Source organism: Acidovorax lacteus (assembly GCF_039540375.1).
Lineage (GTDB): Bacteria > Pseudomonadota > Gammaproteobacteria > Burkholderiales > Burkholderiaceae_C > Acidovorax_G > Acidovorax_G lacteus.
This window is the reverse complement of sequence record NZ_BAABEX010000030.1, coordinates 40,329-54,480: the sequence shown is the minus strand read 5'-3', so window position 1 is coordinate 54,480 and position 14,152 is coordinate 40,329. Positions and strand designations below refer to the sequence as shown.

Genomic DNA, 14,152 nt, shown 5'->3' with positions numbered 1-14,152 from the left:
CATGCCGTGGACCACCGTATGGGCCTGGTGGCTTGGGCCTGCGCCCGCTTGGGTCTGGCTTCTCGTCCCCCCGCTTGCACTGTCCATCGACCGCGCCTGGGGTGAGCCGCCCGCGCGCTGGCATCCGGTGGTGTGGATGGGGGCTGCGCTCGGCTGGTGGGGCACGCGTATCGCACCCGCCACACCCACCGGGCCTGACGTGCGGCGTGCCGTGGCCGGGGCGCTGGCCTGGTGCAGCCTGGCGCTGCCGGTGGTGGTCGCCGCCTGGGGGCTGCAGGCGCTGCTGGCGCAGCTGCCCGCGTGGTGCGCGGTGCCGCTGCTGGCGCTGCTGCTCAAGCCGCTGCTGGCCTGGCGCATGCTGCGCGACGAGGTCGCGGCGGTGGAGCAGGCGCTGGCCGGGTCGCTGACCGCCGGACGCGAACGCCTGGCCTGGCTGGTCAGCCGCGACACCTGTGCGCTGCAACCGCACGAGGTGCGCGAGGCCGCTGTCGAGACCCTGGCCGAAAACCTCAACGATTCGGTGGTGGCCCCGCTGTTCTGGTTTGCGCTGCTGGGCCTGCCGGGCGCGGCCCTGTACCGCCTGGCCAACACGGCCGACGCCATGTGGGGCTACCCGGGCATGCGCAGTGGCCGCTACTGGCAGTGGGCCGGCAAGTGGGCGGCGCGGGCCGACGACGTGCTGTCGTGGGTGCCGGCCCGCATCACGGCGGTGCTGCTGTGGGCGGGCGGTGGTGGCCGCACGCGGTGCAGCTGGGCCACGCTGCGCACCGAAGCGCGCCGCACCCCGTCGCCCAACAGTGGTTGGCCCATGGCCGCCATGGCCTTGCGTTTGGGCGTGCGCCTGGGCAAACCTGGGGCGTACGTGCTGAACCCCCGCGGGGCCGAGGTGCGCGCAGCGCAGGTGCCGCAGGCCCTGCACCATGCGGGCCATGCGGTGGGCGGCGCACTGGCGGTGGTGGCGCTGCTTCAGGGGGGCCAGCTGTGGCTGCGCTGACGCATCTCGCGGCTTTGGCGCCCGTCGCCGTGGCCAGCCAGACGACCACATGCCCACCCCGGGTGCATGGCGGGCCTGACGCGCAGGGAGCCGTGGCGTTTGATTTTTCGACCAACGCCAACGCCTGCGGCCCGTGTCCGCAGGCGTTGGCCGCCGTGCGCCGGGCCGACCCGGCGCGCTATCCCGACTCGACGTACACCGCGCTGCGCACGCAACTGGCGCAGTGGCATGGCGTGGACGCAGACCGCATCGTGGTGGGCACCAGCGCCAGCGAGTTGATCCACCGCATCACGCACCTGGCCGCCCGGCAAGGGGCGCGTGTGGCGCAGGTGCCCCGGCACGGCTTTGGCGAGTATGCGCGCGCCGCGCGTCTGCAGGGGCTGGCGCTCGCAGAGGGCGACGGGCCGCCGCACAACGTTGCGCTGCTGTGGGCCTGCGCCCCGTCCAGCCCGCTGGGCCAGGACGCGCTGGGCCTGTGCGCAGGCACTGCCGCCCCAGGCACTGGTTGGTGCATCCACGACCTGGCCTATGCGCCGTTCGAGCGGCCTGCGTCGCCCGGTGCGCCGTTTCGCTGGCAGGGCCGCCCGCCGGCTGCGGCCCCCGGCTGGTGGCAGCTGTGGTCGCCCAACAAGGCGCTGGGGCTGACGGGCGTGCGCGCCGCCTACCTGGTGGCGCCAGCCGGTGCCCAGGCGCAGGCGGCGCAGCTCGATGCGCTGGCGGCCTCGTGGCCGGTGGGCGCGCATGGTGTCGCCTTGCTACAGGCCTGGGTGCAGCCTGAAGTGCAGGGCTGGCTGTGCGCCAGCCTGCCGCGCCTGGCCCGCTGGGCGCAGGCGCTGGAGGCCTGGTGCCAGCGCGAAGGCTGGGCGTTGATGCCTGGCGGCCTGGCCCACTACCGGGTCGCCCGACCTCCGGTGGACGACCTTGCGGGCCTGCTGGCCCATCTGCGGGCGCAGGGCGTGCAGCTGCGCGACACCGCTTCGTTTGGCCTGCCCAGCGGCGTGCGCTGGTCGGCCCAGCCACCGCGGGCCCAGGCCGCGCTTGCCCGGGCGTGGCGCGCGTGGCCACGCCGGAGTGCGTTGAACCTTGCTACATCCAATTGACCATGCAGACCTCTGACACGACCGCTTCTGCGCGCCCGGCGCTGGCCCGCTGCGTGATGGTGCTGGGCACCACCAGCGGCGCGGGCAAAAGCTGGCTGGCCACTGCGCTGTGCCGCTACTACCGCAACCAGGGCCTGCGCGTGGCACCGTTCAAGGCGCAGAACATGAGCAACAACGCCCGCGTGGTGGCCACACCGGGTGGCGGCTTGGGCGAGATCGGCAGCGCGCAGTATTTTCAGGCGCTGGCCGCGGGCGCGGTGCCGGAGGTGCGCATGAACCCGCTCTTGCTCAAGCCCGAGGCCGATACGCGCAGCCAGGTGGTGTTGATGGGCGAGGTGAGCGCGGAGCTAACCGCCATGCCCTGGCGCGGCCGCAGCGAACACGTCTGGCCCGCCGTGGCTGCCGCGCTGGATGCCTTGCGTGCCGAGTACGACGTGGTGGTCATCGAAGGCGCGGGCTCACCGGCCGAGATCAACCTGCACGCCAGCGACATCGTGAACATGCGCGTGGCCCGCCATGCGCAGGCGCGCTGCCTGCTCGTGACCGACATCGACCGCGGCGGCGCGTTTGCCCACCTGTACGGCACCTGGGCGCTGCTGCCGCCCGAAGAACAGGCGCTGCTGCACGGCTTTGTGCTCAATCGCTTTCGGGGCGATGCCGCGTTGCTGGCCCCCGCGCCGCAGATGCTGCAGGCGCGCACCGGCGTGCCCACGGTGGCCACCATCCCCTGGCAGTGGAACCACGGCTTGCCCGAAGAAGACGGTGTTTTCGACGACCGCAGCCGCGCGGCCGGTGCGGTGCACACCACGGTGGCCGTGGTGGCCTATCCGCGCATCAGCAACCTCGACGAGTTCCAGCCGCTCAAGAACGTGCCCGGTGTGCGCCTGCTGTGGGCGCGCAGTCCCGCCGATCTGGCGGGACTGCAAGCCACCGACTGGATCGTGCTGCCCGGCTCCAAGGCCACTGCGGCCGACCTGGGCTGGCTGCGCGAGCGCGGGCTCGACCAGGCCGTGGCCCGCCATGCCCGAGCGGGCGGCGCGGTGCTGGGCATTTGCGGCGGGCTGCAGATGCTGGGCGAGGCGCTGGTCGATACCGCAGGCATTGACGGCAATGCCGCCGGCCTGGGCCTGCTGCCGCTGGTGACCTGCTTTGCACCCGACAAGACCTTGCGCCACACCGCGCTGCGCTTTGCGCCTCTGCCCGCCGGGCCCTGGCAGGCCCTGTCGGGTGTGGAGGTGCAGGGCTACGAGATCCACCACGGCCAGACGGCGCTGCACCCGGCCATGGTGGCCGCCGGTGCCCGAGCGCCCGAGGTTTTGCCCGGCATCGGCTGGGCCAGTGGCGACGGCCGCGTGCTGGGCGTCTACCTGCACGGCCTGTTCGAAGACCCGCGCGTGCTGCAGGCGCTGTTCGGCGCACAGGTGCACGGAGCCGTGCCCACCCTGGACGACGTGTTCGAGGGCCTTGCCCGCACGGTCGAACGCCACTTCGAGCCCGGCGTGCTCGATGCCCTGCTGGCCTGACAACCCGATGACCCCACGATTTGAGGAGATGCTTCCCGCCATGACCGCACCGCTGCCCACCTGCCTGGCCGACTACCTGCCGCCTGATGTGCCCGACATCCACGACGTGGCGCTCACGGCCCGCCTGCAGCACCTGCTGGACCACAAGACCAAACCGCTCGGCTCGTTGGGCCGCATCGAATCGCTGGCGCTGCGCATCGGGCAGATTCTGGGCACCGATACGCCCGTGCTGGACCAGCCGCAAATGCTGGTGTGCGCGGCCGACCACGGCATTGCCGCGCAGGGCGTGTCGGCCTTCCCGAGCGAGGTGACCTGGCAGATGGTGGAGAACTTTCTGGCGGGCGGCGCAGCTGTGAGCGTGCTGGCGCGCCAGCATGGTCTGGCGCTGACGGTGGTGGACTGCGGTGTGGCGCGTGATCTGCCGCCGCGCGAGCCTGGCGGCCCCGGGCCGCGCCTGCTGGTGCGCAAGGCAGCGCACGGCACGGCCGATGCGAGCCAGGGCCCGGCCATGACCGATGCGCAGTGCATCGCTGCCCTGCAGCACGGCATGGACGTGGTGCGCTCGCTGCCGGGCAATGCGCTGCTGCTGGGCGAAATGGGCATTGGCAACACCTCGGCCGCGGCCTTGCTGCTGGTGCGGCTGTGCGGGGTGGCGCTGGCCGACGCCACCGGCGCGGGCACAGGGCTCGACAGCCAGGGCGTGCAGCGCAAGCAGGCCGTGCTGCAGCAGGCCTTGCTGGCCAACGCGCAGGCCACCACGCCGCTGGCCGCCTTGGCGGCGCTGGGTGGGCTGGAGATCGCCACGCTGACCGGCGCCGTGCTGCAGGCCGCGCGCGAGCGGCGCGTGATCGTGGTGGACGGCTTCATCACCAGTGCCGCGGTGCTGGTGGCGGCCAGCCTGGCGCCCACGGTGCTGCAGCGCTGCGTGTTTTCGCACCGCTCTGGAGAGCGGGGGCATGGCCACCTGCTGGCGCGCTGGCAGGTGCAGCCGCTGCTGGACCTGGGTTTGCGGCTGGGCGAAGGCTCGGGCGCGGCGCTGGCCTGGCCCTTGTTGGTGTCGGCCTGTGCGTTGCTGCGGGAGATGGCCAGTTTCGAGTCGGCCGGGGTAGCCACGCAGGGCAGCTAGCCTGCAGCAGTTTCAGCCCACGCAGGTCTGGTTGCGGCCTGCGTCCTTGGCGCGGTACAGCGCCGCATCGGCACGCAGCAGCATGGCGTCCACGGTGTCGTCAGCCCCCTGCCAGGCGGTGGCGCCGATGCTCACCGTGCAGTCCAGTGCATGGCCCTGTGCCAGGGCCGCGTGCAGACGCTGCGCCAGCACCTGGGCATCGGCCCGCGGGGTTTCGGGCAGCAGCACTGCAAACTCCTCGCCGCCGTGGCGAGCCAGTACGTCGGTGCTGCGCAGGCTGGCCTGCACCCGTTCGACCACATGCAGCAGCACCGCGTCGCCGTGCTGGTGCCCGTGGGTGTCGTTGATGGCCTTGAAATGGTCCAGGTCCAGCATCAGCAGCGCAGGGCCACTGCCGCTGCGGCGTGCGCGGGCCAGTTCGTGTTTGAAGGCTTCCATGAACGCCCTGCGGTTCAGCACGGGCAGCAGCGGGTCGTGCGTGGCCAGGTGCTCCAGTTCGTTGCGCAGGCGGTCGGTGGCCATCAACACGCCCCCCAGCGGCAACATCAAGGTTGTGAGGGTGTAGGCGCTGATGTAGAGCGTCTGGATGGGGTCGCGGTCCATCAGGTCGGTGCCGCCCAGGCCCTGCGACAGCGTGTACACCCGGAACACCAGCACCAGCAGGTGCAGCACAAGCACCACCTGCACCAGCCGTACCGGAAAGCTGCCGCCGCCGTGGCGCATCAGAAAGGTGAGCAAGGCCCCGTAGACGATCGACACCGACACGGTGAAAAAGCCCACGCGCAGCAGGTAGCTTGGATAGACCACTGTCAGCACCGTCATCACCGCAAACGTGGCAGACAGCCACAGCAGCCAGGGGCGCCATGCCGGTCTTTGCCCGAAGAAGCGGCGCGTGCCCTGGTGGTAGCACATGGCGCCCAGCAACAGCAGCGTATTGGCCACGACCAGCCCCAGCATGTCCGGGATACGGCCGCGCAGCGAAAACAGCGCGGTGGACAGCAGCCACAGCAGCGGTGCGGCAGCCCACAGCTCGAGCCCGCGAATGCTCTTGGGGTAGGTGCGCCGCATGAGCCACAGCACCAGTGCCATGAGCAGCGACATGACGCCGGCCATGGCAATCAGGGAGCGTGGGTCAAGGCTGGGCATGGGGCTGGGGCGTCAGCGGCGGGCCAGGCGGTTCCGCCTGCCGGTACAAAGTGTCGATGGGCTTGGCATCGAATGGGCTGCTCGTGCTTGTATGTGTTGAATACTTTGCTATTATTTTGATAGCTTTCAGGTTTTGGCCGGCATCGGGCTCTTGGACCGGTAGCCGCAATACGGCGCAACAGCGCATTCCCAGCAGCGCGGCTGCCGCGCCTGGCAGACATAGCGGCCATGCAGGATCAGCCAGTGGTGCGCGTCCACCAGGTACGCCGGTGGAATGCGGTCGAGCAACTGCATCTCGACGGCCAGTGGGGTTTTGCCAGGCGCAAGACCCGTGCGGTTCCCCACACGGAAGATGTGCGTGTCCACCGCCATGGTCGGTTGGCCGAAAGCCACGTTCAGTACCACGTTGGCCGTCTTGCGGCCCACGCCGGGAAGGGCTTCTAGGGCCTCACGCGTGCGCGGCACCTGTCCGCCGTGCTCCTCGACCAGGATGCGGCAGGTCTCCATCAGGTGCCGCGCCTTGCTCTTGTAGAGCCCGATGGTCTTGATGTAGCCCTCCAGGCGTTCCAGCCCAAGGTCGAGGATGGCCTGCGGCGTGCCCGCCACCGGAAACAGCCGCCGCGTGGCCTTGTTGACGCCGACGTCCGTGGCCTGCGCCGACAGCAGCACGGCGGCCAGCAGTTCGAACACGCTGGTGTACTCCAGCTCGGTGTTGGGCTGCGGGTTCGCGGCCCGCAGGGTGGCAAAAAAGGGTTCGATGTGTGCGCGTTTCATGGAGCAGGGCAAGATGGGTGGCGGCCTGACGTATCAGCGCGGCAGCAGCAGCGGTACGCACAACCAGCAGGCAAAGCTGCCTGAGTCGGGGTCGACCGCGAAGTCGGCCTCGTACAGTTCCACCACCGCCCGCGGCGCGGGTTTCAGGCCCTGCGCGGGCATCAGATCCTTGATCAGGTACTTCCAGGCCGCGCCGATGTCTGCGCCGACACCCTGAAAGCGCATGCAGGCATGGGGGCCGCCCGCAAAGTCCTGCACCTGCACATCGGGGCCCGGCCGCATGCCGATGCCGATGGGCACGCAGGCGTCGTAGCGGCATTGCCCGGCAGGCGTGCAGGCCGGATCGTCATGGCTCAGACCCAGATAGCCCGGCTGGGGCGCACCCAGGCCGCGCGATTCGCACCAGCGTCCCAGGGCATTCCAGAGATCGCCGAGCGCTGGGCCGTAGTCGCCCGTGTGGCGCAGATAGGCCAGCCGCAGGGCCGGAAGTTCGCGAACATGCAAGGTCATGAGGGCGCTGGTGCAAGCAGTGGTGGCCCGTAGAGGGACGGGCGTTCCAGTGTAGAGCCAGCCGCGCAGGAAAAGTGCGGCGCGATTGGCGACAATGCGGCGTTCGTTCTCCCCATTTCCACCCATCGCGCGCCCTGCGTGCCCGAATGCCATGCAATTTGCCGACCGTCTCCAGAATGTCGAAACCTCCGCGATCCGCGAACTGTTCAAGCTGCTGGGCAAGCCCGGCATCATCAGCTTTGCGGGCGGCTTCCCGGACAGCGCGCTGTTCGACGTGGAAGGCATCCGCGCGGCCAGCCAGCAGGCCCTGACCGACGAGCCCGGCGCGGCTCTGCAATACGGCGCCACTGAAGGCTACCAGCCGCTGCGCGAGCAGATCGCAGCCTTCATGGCGGGCAAGGGCGTCACGGGCCTCGCACCCGAGCAGCTCATCGTGACCACCGGCAGCCAGCAGGCGCTGGACCTGCTGGGCAAGACGCTCATCAGCCCGGGCGACAAGGTCATTGTGGAAGGCCCGACCTTTCTGGCCACCATCCAGTGCTTCCGCCTGTACGGCGCAGAGCTGGTGAGCGCGCCCATCGACGGCCAGGGCGTGGACACCGACGCGCTGGAGCGCCTGATCGTCGAACACAAGCCCAAGTTCGTGTACCTGATTCCGACCTTTGGCAACCCGAGCGGTGCCACGCTGGCGCTGGAGCGCCGCCGCAAGGTGCTCGAACTGGCCGTGCGCCACCAGGTGGTGGTGGTCGAAGACGATCCGTATGGCGACCTGTACTTTGGCGAAGCACCGCCGCCCAGCCTGCTGGCCCTGTCGGCCAGCGTGGCGGGCAGCCGTGAGCTGCTGGTGCACTGCGGCTCGCTGAGCAAGGTGCTGTCGCCCGGCCTGCGCGTGGGCTGGATGATTGCCCCGCCCGAACTGCTGGCCAAGGCCACCATGTGCAAGCAGTTCAGCGATGCCCACACCAGCACCTTTGCCCAGGCCACTGCTGCGCAATACCTGAAGGCCGGCCGCATGCCTGCCACGCTGGACCGTGTGCGCGCCGTGTACGCCGAGCGCGCCCAGGCCATGGGCGACGCGCTGCGCCGTGACCTGGGCGACGCTGTGCAATTTGTGCAGCCCCAGGGCGGTCTTTTCGTGTGGGCGCGCCTCACGGGGGCGGGCGGCAAAGCCACCGACGGCCGTGCGCTTGCCACCCGCGCCATCGAGCAGGGCGTGGCCTTTGTGCCCGGCACGCCGTTTTTCTGCGCCAACCCTGACCATGCCACGCTGCGCCTGTCGTTTGCCACGGTGGACAGCGACAAGATCCGCGAAGGCGTGGCCCGCCTGGCCCGCGCGCTGTGAGCACCCGGGCACCGGCCGCAGGGCAAGCGCCCGCCCTGCAGGCCGACGATGCGGCTGCGCCGCGCACCGAACGGCGGCTGGAGGCGCTGGAAATCAAGGCCAGCTACGCCGAGGATTTGCTGGAGCAGCTCAACCTGACGGTGTATGCCCAGCAGCAGACCATCGACCGATTGCAGCGTGAACTGCGCGCGGTGGTGGGCCAGTTGCAGGAGCTGCGCGACGGCCTGCCGCGCGGCGCTGCAGACGAGCGGCCGCCGCACTACTGAACGTCCGCCTCAGGCGGTGCGGGCGGTGGGCAGCCCGTTGTCGGGAGGACCGGCCAGATCCTGCAGCGAGGCGATCTGGTCGCGCCCCCGGTGTTTGGCCAGGTACAGCGCCTGGTCGGCCCGGTCGATCAGGTCGTGCAGGCTGCGGTCTCCGGGGCGGGCGCAGGCCAGGCCAATGCTCACCGTCAGACGCCGTCCGCTGTGCAACACGGCCGGGGCGCTGGACAGGTCCATCGCACGCACCGCGCCCAGCAAGGATTCCGCCACCGCGCGGGCCTGCGGCAACCCCAGGCCCGGCAGCAGCACGCTAAACTCTTCGCCGCCCAGGCGGCCTGCTAGGCCCTCGGGCGGCAACAGCGCTTGCAGCGTACGCGCGAACAGGCCCAGCACCTGGTCGCCTTCCAGGTGACCAAAGCGGTCGTTGATGCTCTTGAAATGGTCCATGTCCAGCATCAGCAGGGCCAGGGGATCGCCGCTGGCCTGGTGGTGCTGGAGCGCGAGCTGCGCGCGCTCGAGAAACGCGCGGCGGTTGGCAAGCCCGGTCAGCATGTCGGTGGTCGCCAGGCGCTGCAGCTCGCGCTCCAGGTTTTTGCGCTGGGTCACATCGCGGTACAGGCCTTCCACGCCTTCAAACTGGCCGTCAGAGCTGAACAAAGCCCGGCTGCTGATCGAAATGTCGATCACGGTACCGTCGCGGCGCACCATCTGGCCGGGAAAGTCTGACACCTCGCCATGTTCCAGGATGGCCTTCTTCAGCGCGTCGCGGTCTGATGCGCGGGGATAGAACGCTTCGGCCGTGCGGCCTTCGATCTCGTGGGGCTCGTAGCCCAGCACCCTACGCACGGCCGGGCCCACATGCACCACCACCCCCTGGGCATTGGTGCGGTAGTACACGTCCTGCATGTTTTCAAACAGGCGGCGGTAGTTGCGCTCGCTTTCGCGCAGCTGCGCCTGGATTTCGCTCTGGTGCGTCATGTCCAGGCCGCACATCAGCACCGCTGGCTGCTGCTGGTAGGTGATGGCCACGCTCGAGATCAGCACCATGCGCAGGTTGCCGCGGCAGGTGCAGATGCGGAATTCGGACGACTTGTTGGGCAGCCCGGCCTGGTCGGGGGCGGCCACGGCGCCAATTCGCTGCTGCGAGCGCGGCTTGTCGATGGGGTGCACGAAGTCCGAGGGCGGGCGGCCGTGGATTTCGTCCGTCCCGCGTGCTTCCAGCAGCCGTACCGACGCGTCGTTGGCCAGCACAATGCGGCCGGCTTGCACCAGCAGCACGGCACCGGGCAGGGCGTGCAACAGTTCAGCGTCTGTCGTCATGGAGCGGGCAGGAGCAGGTAGGGTGTAACCCATTGTGACACCGCCGCTTCAGTACGCAAGCGGGAAGTGAGCATCCGTGATGCCCCTTTTCACAGGAGATGTGCAACCGATAATCCCCCTTTTGCCCTGTGGTGCGCGCATGCCGATGTCCCTGCCTCTCGATTCGTCTTCCATCACGCATGGCATCCAGCTGGCCGTGGCGCCGGTGTTTCTGCTCACCGCCGTCTCGGGGATGATCGGTGCGGTGGCCGGGCGGCTGGCGCGCATCATCGACCGCGCACGCACCGTGGAAGACCGCGCCCGCGAGAGCCAGGAGCCCGAACAACTGACCCGCGCCTACCGAGAACTGGCCCAGCTGCGCCAACGCGGACGCCTGGCCAACGGCTGCATCGCGCTGCTGACCACCTGCGCCTTCCTCATCGGGCTGACCATCATCCTGCTGTTTTTGGGCGAAACCATGGGGCTCAACGCCGCGCGGCTGGCCGTGGGCGGTTTTCTGGCCGGGGTGGCGTCGTTTCTGCTGGCCTTGGTGTGCTTTCTGGCCGAAACCGTGATTGCCACCCGGCTGCTGGATTTCCATTTGCTGCAAACCGAGCAGGGCCCGAGATGAAGTCCAAGGGGCCGCCGGGCGGCGGCTTGGTGTATTCGACCGAATCGGGCCGTATGTGCCCGGGCTGCCGCCAGCCGGTGGCGGCCTGCGTCTGCGCACGACAGCCCGCCCGGCCCGCAGGCGACGGCGTGGCGCGCGTTTCGCGCACGACGGCCGGGCGCGGCGGCAAGGTGGTCACGCTAGTGCGCGGCCTGCCCCTGGACGATGCGGCCCTAGCCGCCCTGGGCAAGCAACTGCGCACGGCGTGCGGCAGTGGCGGCACGGTGCGCGACGGCAGCATCGAGATCCAGGGTGACCACCTGGAGCGCGTAATGGCCTGGCTGCAGGCGCAGGGCCACGCGGTGCGCCGCGTGGGCGGCTGAGAGCGTCTGGAGGCCAGCCTGGACCCGCAGCTACTGCAACGCCTGGTGACGCTGGAGATGCCGTTTGGCAAGTACCAGGGGCGCGTGCTGGCCGACCTGCCCGGACATTACCTGCAGTGGTTTGCGCGCGAGGGGTTTCCGCGCGGCGAGCTGGGCCGCCTGCTGGCGCTGATGCACGAAATCGACCACAACGGGCTGCGCGAACTGCTGGCACCGCTGCGGCGACCCTGAGCGGCGCAGGCCACAGCGGCGCATTCGCCCGGCAGCCCCAAGACGCGCCCGCCATGGCCTACACTTTGCGCCACGCGGGCTGGCCCCGCGGTTTGCAAGATCCACACGGGAGGAGTCCACCATGAAGGGCCACGTCGCCGCCATCGTTCTGATCGTCCTGGGGGCGTTCTTTCTGCTCACCAACCTGGGCCTGATCAACGTCAGCCTGTGGCAGGTGCTGCGCGTGTGGTGGCCGGTCGGGCTCATCGTGCTGGGCCTGGCCTTGATCCTGACCCCCGGCTCCCGGCGCAAGTAGCCCGCCGGGCACTCAATCCCCGGCATGCGGGTGGCTGGAGGGCGCCGTGGCAAATGGCGGCTCGGCCCCGAAATACCCGCGGAACAGGTTGCGCGCGATGCCATGCGCTGCCTGCTGCAGGCGCTCGGCCACATCGGGTGCAAAGCGCTCGGCGGTGTGCCGCTGCCACAGGCGCACCCAGGCCGCAAAGTGCGCGGGCGTGATGCCGTCAAGCGCCATGTGCCGACCCATCACATCGCCCCGAAAGCTGCGTGTGCCCAGAAGCACCGTGCACCAGAACTCCACCAGCCGCGCGCGGTGTGCGTCCCACTGGCCGTGGAGCGCGCGCTCGAACACCGGGCCCAGCAGCGGGTCGCGCTGCACATCGGCGTAGAAGGCGTTCACCAGCGCGGTGATGGCGGCTCGGTCGGGCGTGGCGGGTGGCATTGGGGGCCGACTGTGCCACCTTGGCGGCAGCCACGGGCTGCGCTGGCGCAAATGTCTGTGCTACGAGGGCTGGCCTGAGGCTCCCAAGGCGGAAACAGCCGGTTGTTTGTGAGCCGTGCAGCCTACGCAGGCAGCCACGGGGTTTGTGCACAGTGCGGCCGGGCCGGCGTATGCGGAGGCGGCGGCGTTTGACCTGCGCTACCCCGGGCAGGTGTGGGACGAAGAAAGCCAGTTGGCGTACAACCTGCACCGCTACTACGATGCGGTGACGGGGCGGTATGTGCAGGCGGACCCGATTGGGTTGGAGGGGGGGTGGAATCGGTTTGCATATGTGGAGGGGAATCCACTTTTGTTCGTCGATCCCGAGGGGTTGAGGTCTGCGAGGCCCGCCGCTCCTGGCGGCAATGCATACAACCGCAGACAGTGGCGTAGACATGGCCCAGGCTCATTTGAGCGGCCTACTGGCGAGGGCAATCAGTCTGCTTGGGAGTCAGGTGCTGAGATGTTCACACCCAATCCGGATGAGGGCGATTACCGGCTCCGTTGCTTGCGGTGGGAGTGCAGTGAAAACTCTTGTACTCCGGGGAAATCTCCGACCGATTTCTTGCCTGCGGCCTATCACCAGGATGACGCCCCAAGCGGGTGCAAGTGCACTCCAAAAATCTCGGCCCAGTGTTCAATCCGCCCCAGTTTGATCCGAACACTGATTTCCCAGACATCTATGACAAATACCGCCGCAGTGGTGGGCAACTCGGCCGCATGTGGCGAGCCCTGCGCTAATAGGACCGATATATGAACAAGATCGGCATTGGAATCGGGCTCACAGCCATATCAATTGGACTGGCTTTAATGGTGAGCGGTCAACGAATGTGCCGCACGAGTTGCTGGGTAGACGACGTGTTCAAGTTGCTTCTTCCCAAGGACTACGAGTTCTTGGCGGGAGGGATGCCGTCGCTCCTAATAGGGATTGCAATTGTTGCCCATGCCATTTGGAAGAGGCCGAAGCCGTGATGCCGTGTGCGGCCCAGGTCTTGAGGTAGCCACGCACTGAGGTCTATTACTCACAAAAAAGCCACCCGCCACACCTGCCAGCCGCTAAAGCTGTGGGGTTCCGGGTGGCTTCTTTTATGGTGCCAGCGTTGCGTGTGCTACGAGCTGTGTTGAGCCAGCAGCAACGGAGCAGCAACGGGGTCTTGCCTTTTGCCTCCACACCGCACGAACGCCGCTGCAATCCAAGTCAGCGGAATGTCCGAACATGGCCAGGCCCCTACGTATCGAGTTCTCAGGCGCTGTGTATCACGTGACCTCTCGGGGAGACCTGCGCGGGCCGATCGCACTGGGCGACGAGGATCGCGAAGACCTGTTGGGCGTGTTGGGTCAGGCGCTGCGTGAATCGCCCCGGCTGAACTAGACACCTTTGAGCCTCGGATTGAGGCCAAAGCGGCTGCTCCATTAGCAAAATCAAGCACGAGCAGCTATCAAATAAATAGCAAAAGGGTGCTGACTGACCCGGGTGTGGTCTTGCCGAAGACGGGCTCAGCCCCAGGCGGGCACCGTCTGCGCCCACCACAGCCGCAGGCGCATCGACCAGCCCGGGGTGTAGCCGCTGGTGGCAAAGCGCACCCGGCCTGAGGCGTCCATCACCACCAGCGCGGGCACGCTGCGCACGCCCCAGTCGGCCGAGAGCTGTCCGCGTGGGTCCACCGCCGTGGGCCAGGGGTGGCCGCGCTGCTGCTGCACCCGCGCCACCTGGGCGACATCGCCCGACTGCATGGCGATGCCCAGCACCGGCCAGTCGGCCGACAGGGCGGCCACCGTGGGTTCTTCGATGCGGCAGATGGCGCACCATTCGGCCCAGAAGTGCAGGGCCACGGCGCGGCCCGGGTGCTGGGCGCGCCAGTCTTGTAGCGTGGTGGCCTGGCCGTGTGGTGCCAGCACCAGCGCGGTGGCCGGGGCCGGGCCGCGCGGCAGGTCGCGCAGGCGCCAGGCGTCCACGGCCGTCACCACCAGCCACACCAGGGCCAGCGTGAGCAGGTGCGACTTCCAGCCGCGGGCCCAGGCGCGCAGCCGCTGTGCTGCCTTGCGGCCGGGGCCGCCCGGTGGCGGCGCAGTGCTGTCGGCCATGGGGGT

The 14,152-nt window shown here is 69.1% G+C and carries 17 protein-coding genes; 11 read left to right on the top strand and 6 right to left on the bottom strand.

Annotated elements, in window-relative coordinates; translation table 11 throughout:
* Position 1: 1 nt before the first annotated feature.
* The 4 genes from cbiB to cobT all read left to right on the top strand — a co-directional run bounded on the left by cbiB (position 2) and on the right by cobT (position 4,743).
* Positions 2 to 994 (top strand): adenosylcobinamide-phosphate synthase CbiB, encoded by a 993-nt coding sequence (gene cbiB / locus ABD866_RS15145; RefSeq protein WP_345067016.1) that lies wholly within the window; start codon positions 2 to 4, stop codon positions 992 to 994.
* A gap of 92 nt (positions 995 to 1,086) precedes the next feature.
* A complete protein-coding gene (locus ABD866_RS15140) occupies positions 1,087 to 2,094 on the top strand; it encodes an aminotransferase class I/II-fold pyridoxal phosphate-dependent enzyme (protein ID WP_345067013.1) in 1,008 nt (335 codons plus the stop codon).
* 56 nt (positions 2,095 to 2,150) lie between these two features.
* Positions 2,151 to 3,617, top strand: a complete 1,467-nt coding sequence (locus ABD866_RS15135; RefSeq protein WP_345067377.1) for a cobyric acid synthase — start codon at positions 2,151 to 2,153, stop codon at positions 3,615 to 3,617.
* 40 nt (positions 3,618 to 3,657) lie between these two features.
* Positions 3,658 to 4,743 carry a nicotinate-nucleotide--dimethylbenzimidazole phosphoribosyltransferase gene (cobT, locus tag ABD866_RS15130; RefSeq protein WP_345067374.1) on the top strand — a complete coding sequence of 362 codons (1,086 nt, stop codon included), beginning with the start codon at positions 3,658 to 3,660 and terminating at the stop codon, positions 4,741 to 4,743.
* Between the two features lie 12 nt (positions 4,744 to 4,755).
* Here the strand turns inward: cobT and ABD866_RS15125 are convergent, their stop codons facing one another.
* The 3 genes from ABD866_RS15125 to ABD866_RS15115 form a co-directional block, all read right to left on the bottom strand.
* Positions 4,756 to 5,889 (bottom strand): GGDEF domain-containing protein, encoded by a 1,134-nt coding sequence (locus ABD866_RS15125; RefSeq protein ID WP_345067011.1) that lies wholly within the window; start codon positions 5,887 to 5,889, stop codon positions 4,756 to 4,758.
* Positions 5,890 to 6,015: 126 nt separating this feature from the next.
* The gene (gene nth / locus ABD866_RS15120) at positions 6,016 to 6,663 is read right to left on the bottom strand and encodes an endonuclease III (protein ID WP_345067008.1); all 648 of its coding nucleotides are present in this window, start codon (positions 6,661 to 6,663) and stop codon (positions 6,016 to 6,018) included.
* A 33-nt stretch (positions 6,664 to 6,696) separates the two neighbouring features.
* Positions 6,697 to 7,173, bottom strand: a complete 477-nt coding sequence (locus tag ABD866_RS15115; protein WP_345067005.1) for an AraC family transcriptional regulator — start codon at positions 7,171 to 7,173, stop codon at positions 6,697 to 6,699.
* 151 nt (positions 7,174 to 7,324) lie between these two features.
* On the opposite strand from ABD866_RS15115, the gene ABD866_RS15110 reads away from it, so the two are divergent.
* Positions 7,325 to 8,515, top strand: a complete 1,191-nt coding sequence (locus tag ABD866_RS15110) for an aminotransferase-like domain-containing protein (RefSeq protein ID WP_345067002.1) — start codon at positions 7,325 to 7,327, stop codon at positions 8,513 to 8,515.
* 35 nt (positions 8,516 to 8,550) lie between these two features.
* Positions 8,551 to 8,781 carry a SlyX family protein gene (locus ABD866_RS15105; protein ID WP_345067371.1) on the top strand — a complete coding sequence of 77 codons (231 nt, stop codon included), beginning with the start codon at positions 8,551 to 8,553 and terminating at the stop codon, positions 8,779 to 8,781.
* Positions 8,782 to 8,790: 9 nt separating this feature from the next.
* On the opposite strand, the gene ABD866_RS15100 is transcribed toward ABD866_RS15105, so the two are convergent.
* The gene (locus ABD866_RS15100) at positions 8,791 to 10,098 is read right to left on the bottom strand and encodes a sensor domain-containing diguanylate cyclase (RefSeq protein ID WP_345066998.1); all 1,308 of its coding nucleotides are present in this window, start codon (positions 10,096 to 10,098) and stop codon (positions 8,791 to 8,793) included.
* A 145-nt stretch (positions 10,099 to 10,243) separates the two neighbouring features.
* Here ABD866_RS15100 and ABD866_RS15095 point away from each other — a divergent pair, with 145 nt between their 5' ends.
* From ABD866_RS15095 to ABD866_RS15080, 4 genes are all read left to right on the top strand, one after another.
* Positions 10,244 to 10,708, top strand: coding sequence for a DUF2721 domain-containing protein (locus tag ABD866_RS15095; RefSeq protein WP_345066995.1), 465 nt, complete (start codon positions 10,244 to 10,246; stop codon positions 10,706 to 10,708).
* Positions 10,705 to 11,070, top strand: coding sequence for a translation initiation factor Sui1 (locus ABD866_RS15090; RefSeq protein WP_345066992.1), 366 nt, complete (start codon positions 10,705 to 10,707; stop codon positions 11,068 to 11,070). The genes ABD866_RS15095 and ABD866_RS15090 overlap by 4 nt, the downstream gene beginning before the upstream one ends.
* 18 nt (positions 11,071 to 11,088) lie before the next feature.
* The gene (locus ABD866_RS15085) at positions 11,089 to 11,301 is read left to right on the top strand and encodes a DUF3820 family protein (RefSeq protein ID WP_345067368.1); all 213 of its coding nucleotides are present in this window, start codon (positions 11,089 to 11,091) and stop codon (positions 11,299 to 11,301) included.
* A 121-nt stretch (positions 11,302 to 11,422) separates the two neighbouring features.
* A complete protein-coding gene (locus ABD866_RS15080; protein ID WP_345066990.1) occupies positions 11,423 to 11,596 on the top strand; it encodes a LiaI-LiaF-like domain-containing protein in 174 nt (57 codons plus the stop codon).
* A 12-nt stretch (positions 11,597 to 11,608) separates the two neighbouring features.
* Here ABD866_RS15080 and ABD866_RS15075 read toward each other — a convergent pair whose 3' ends face one another.
* Complete coding sequence (locus ABD866_RS15075; protein ID WP_345066987.1) at positions 11,609 to 12,022, bottom strand: group III truncated hemoglobin; 414 nt, start codon at positions 12,020 to 12,022, stop codon at positions 11,609 to 11,611.
* Positions 12,023 to 12,137: 115 nt separating this feature from the next.
* Here ABD866_RS15075 and ABD866_RS15070 point away from each other — a divergent pair, with 115 nt between their 5' ends.
* On the top strand, positions 12,138 to 12,818 hold the full coding sequence (locus tag ABD866_RS15070) for an RHS repeat-associated core domain-containing protein (protein WP_345066985.1): 681 nt from the start codon (positions 12,138 to 12,140) through the stop codon (positions 12,816 to 12,818).
* A gap of 740 nt (positions 12,819 to 13,558) precedes the next feature.
* Here ABD866_RS15070 and ABD866_RS15065 read toward each other — a convergent pair.
* Positions 13,559 to 14,146: a redoxin domain-containing protein gene (locus tag ABD866_RS15065; RefSeq protein ID WP_345066982.1), complete on the bottom strand. Its 588-nt coding sequence runs from the start codon at positions 14,144 to 14,146 to the stop codon at positions 13,559 to 13,561.
* Between the last annotated feature and the right edge of the window lie 6 nt (positions 14,147 to 14,152).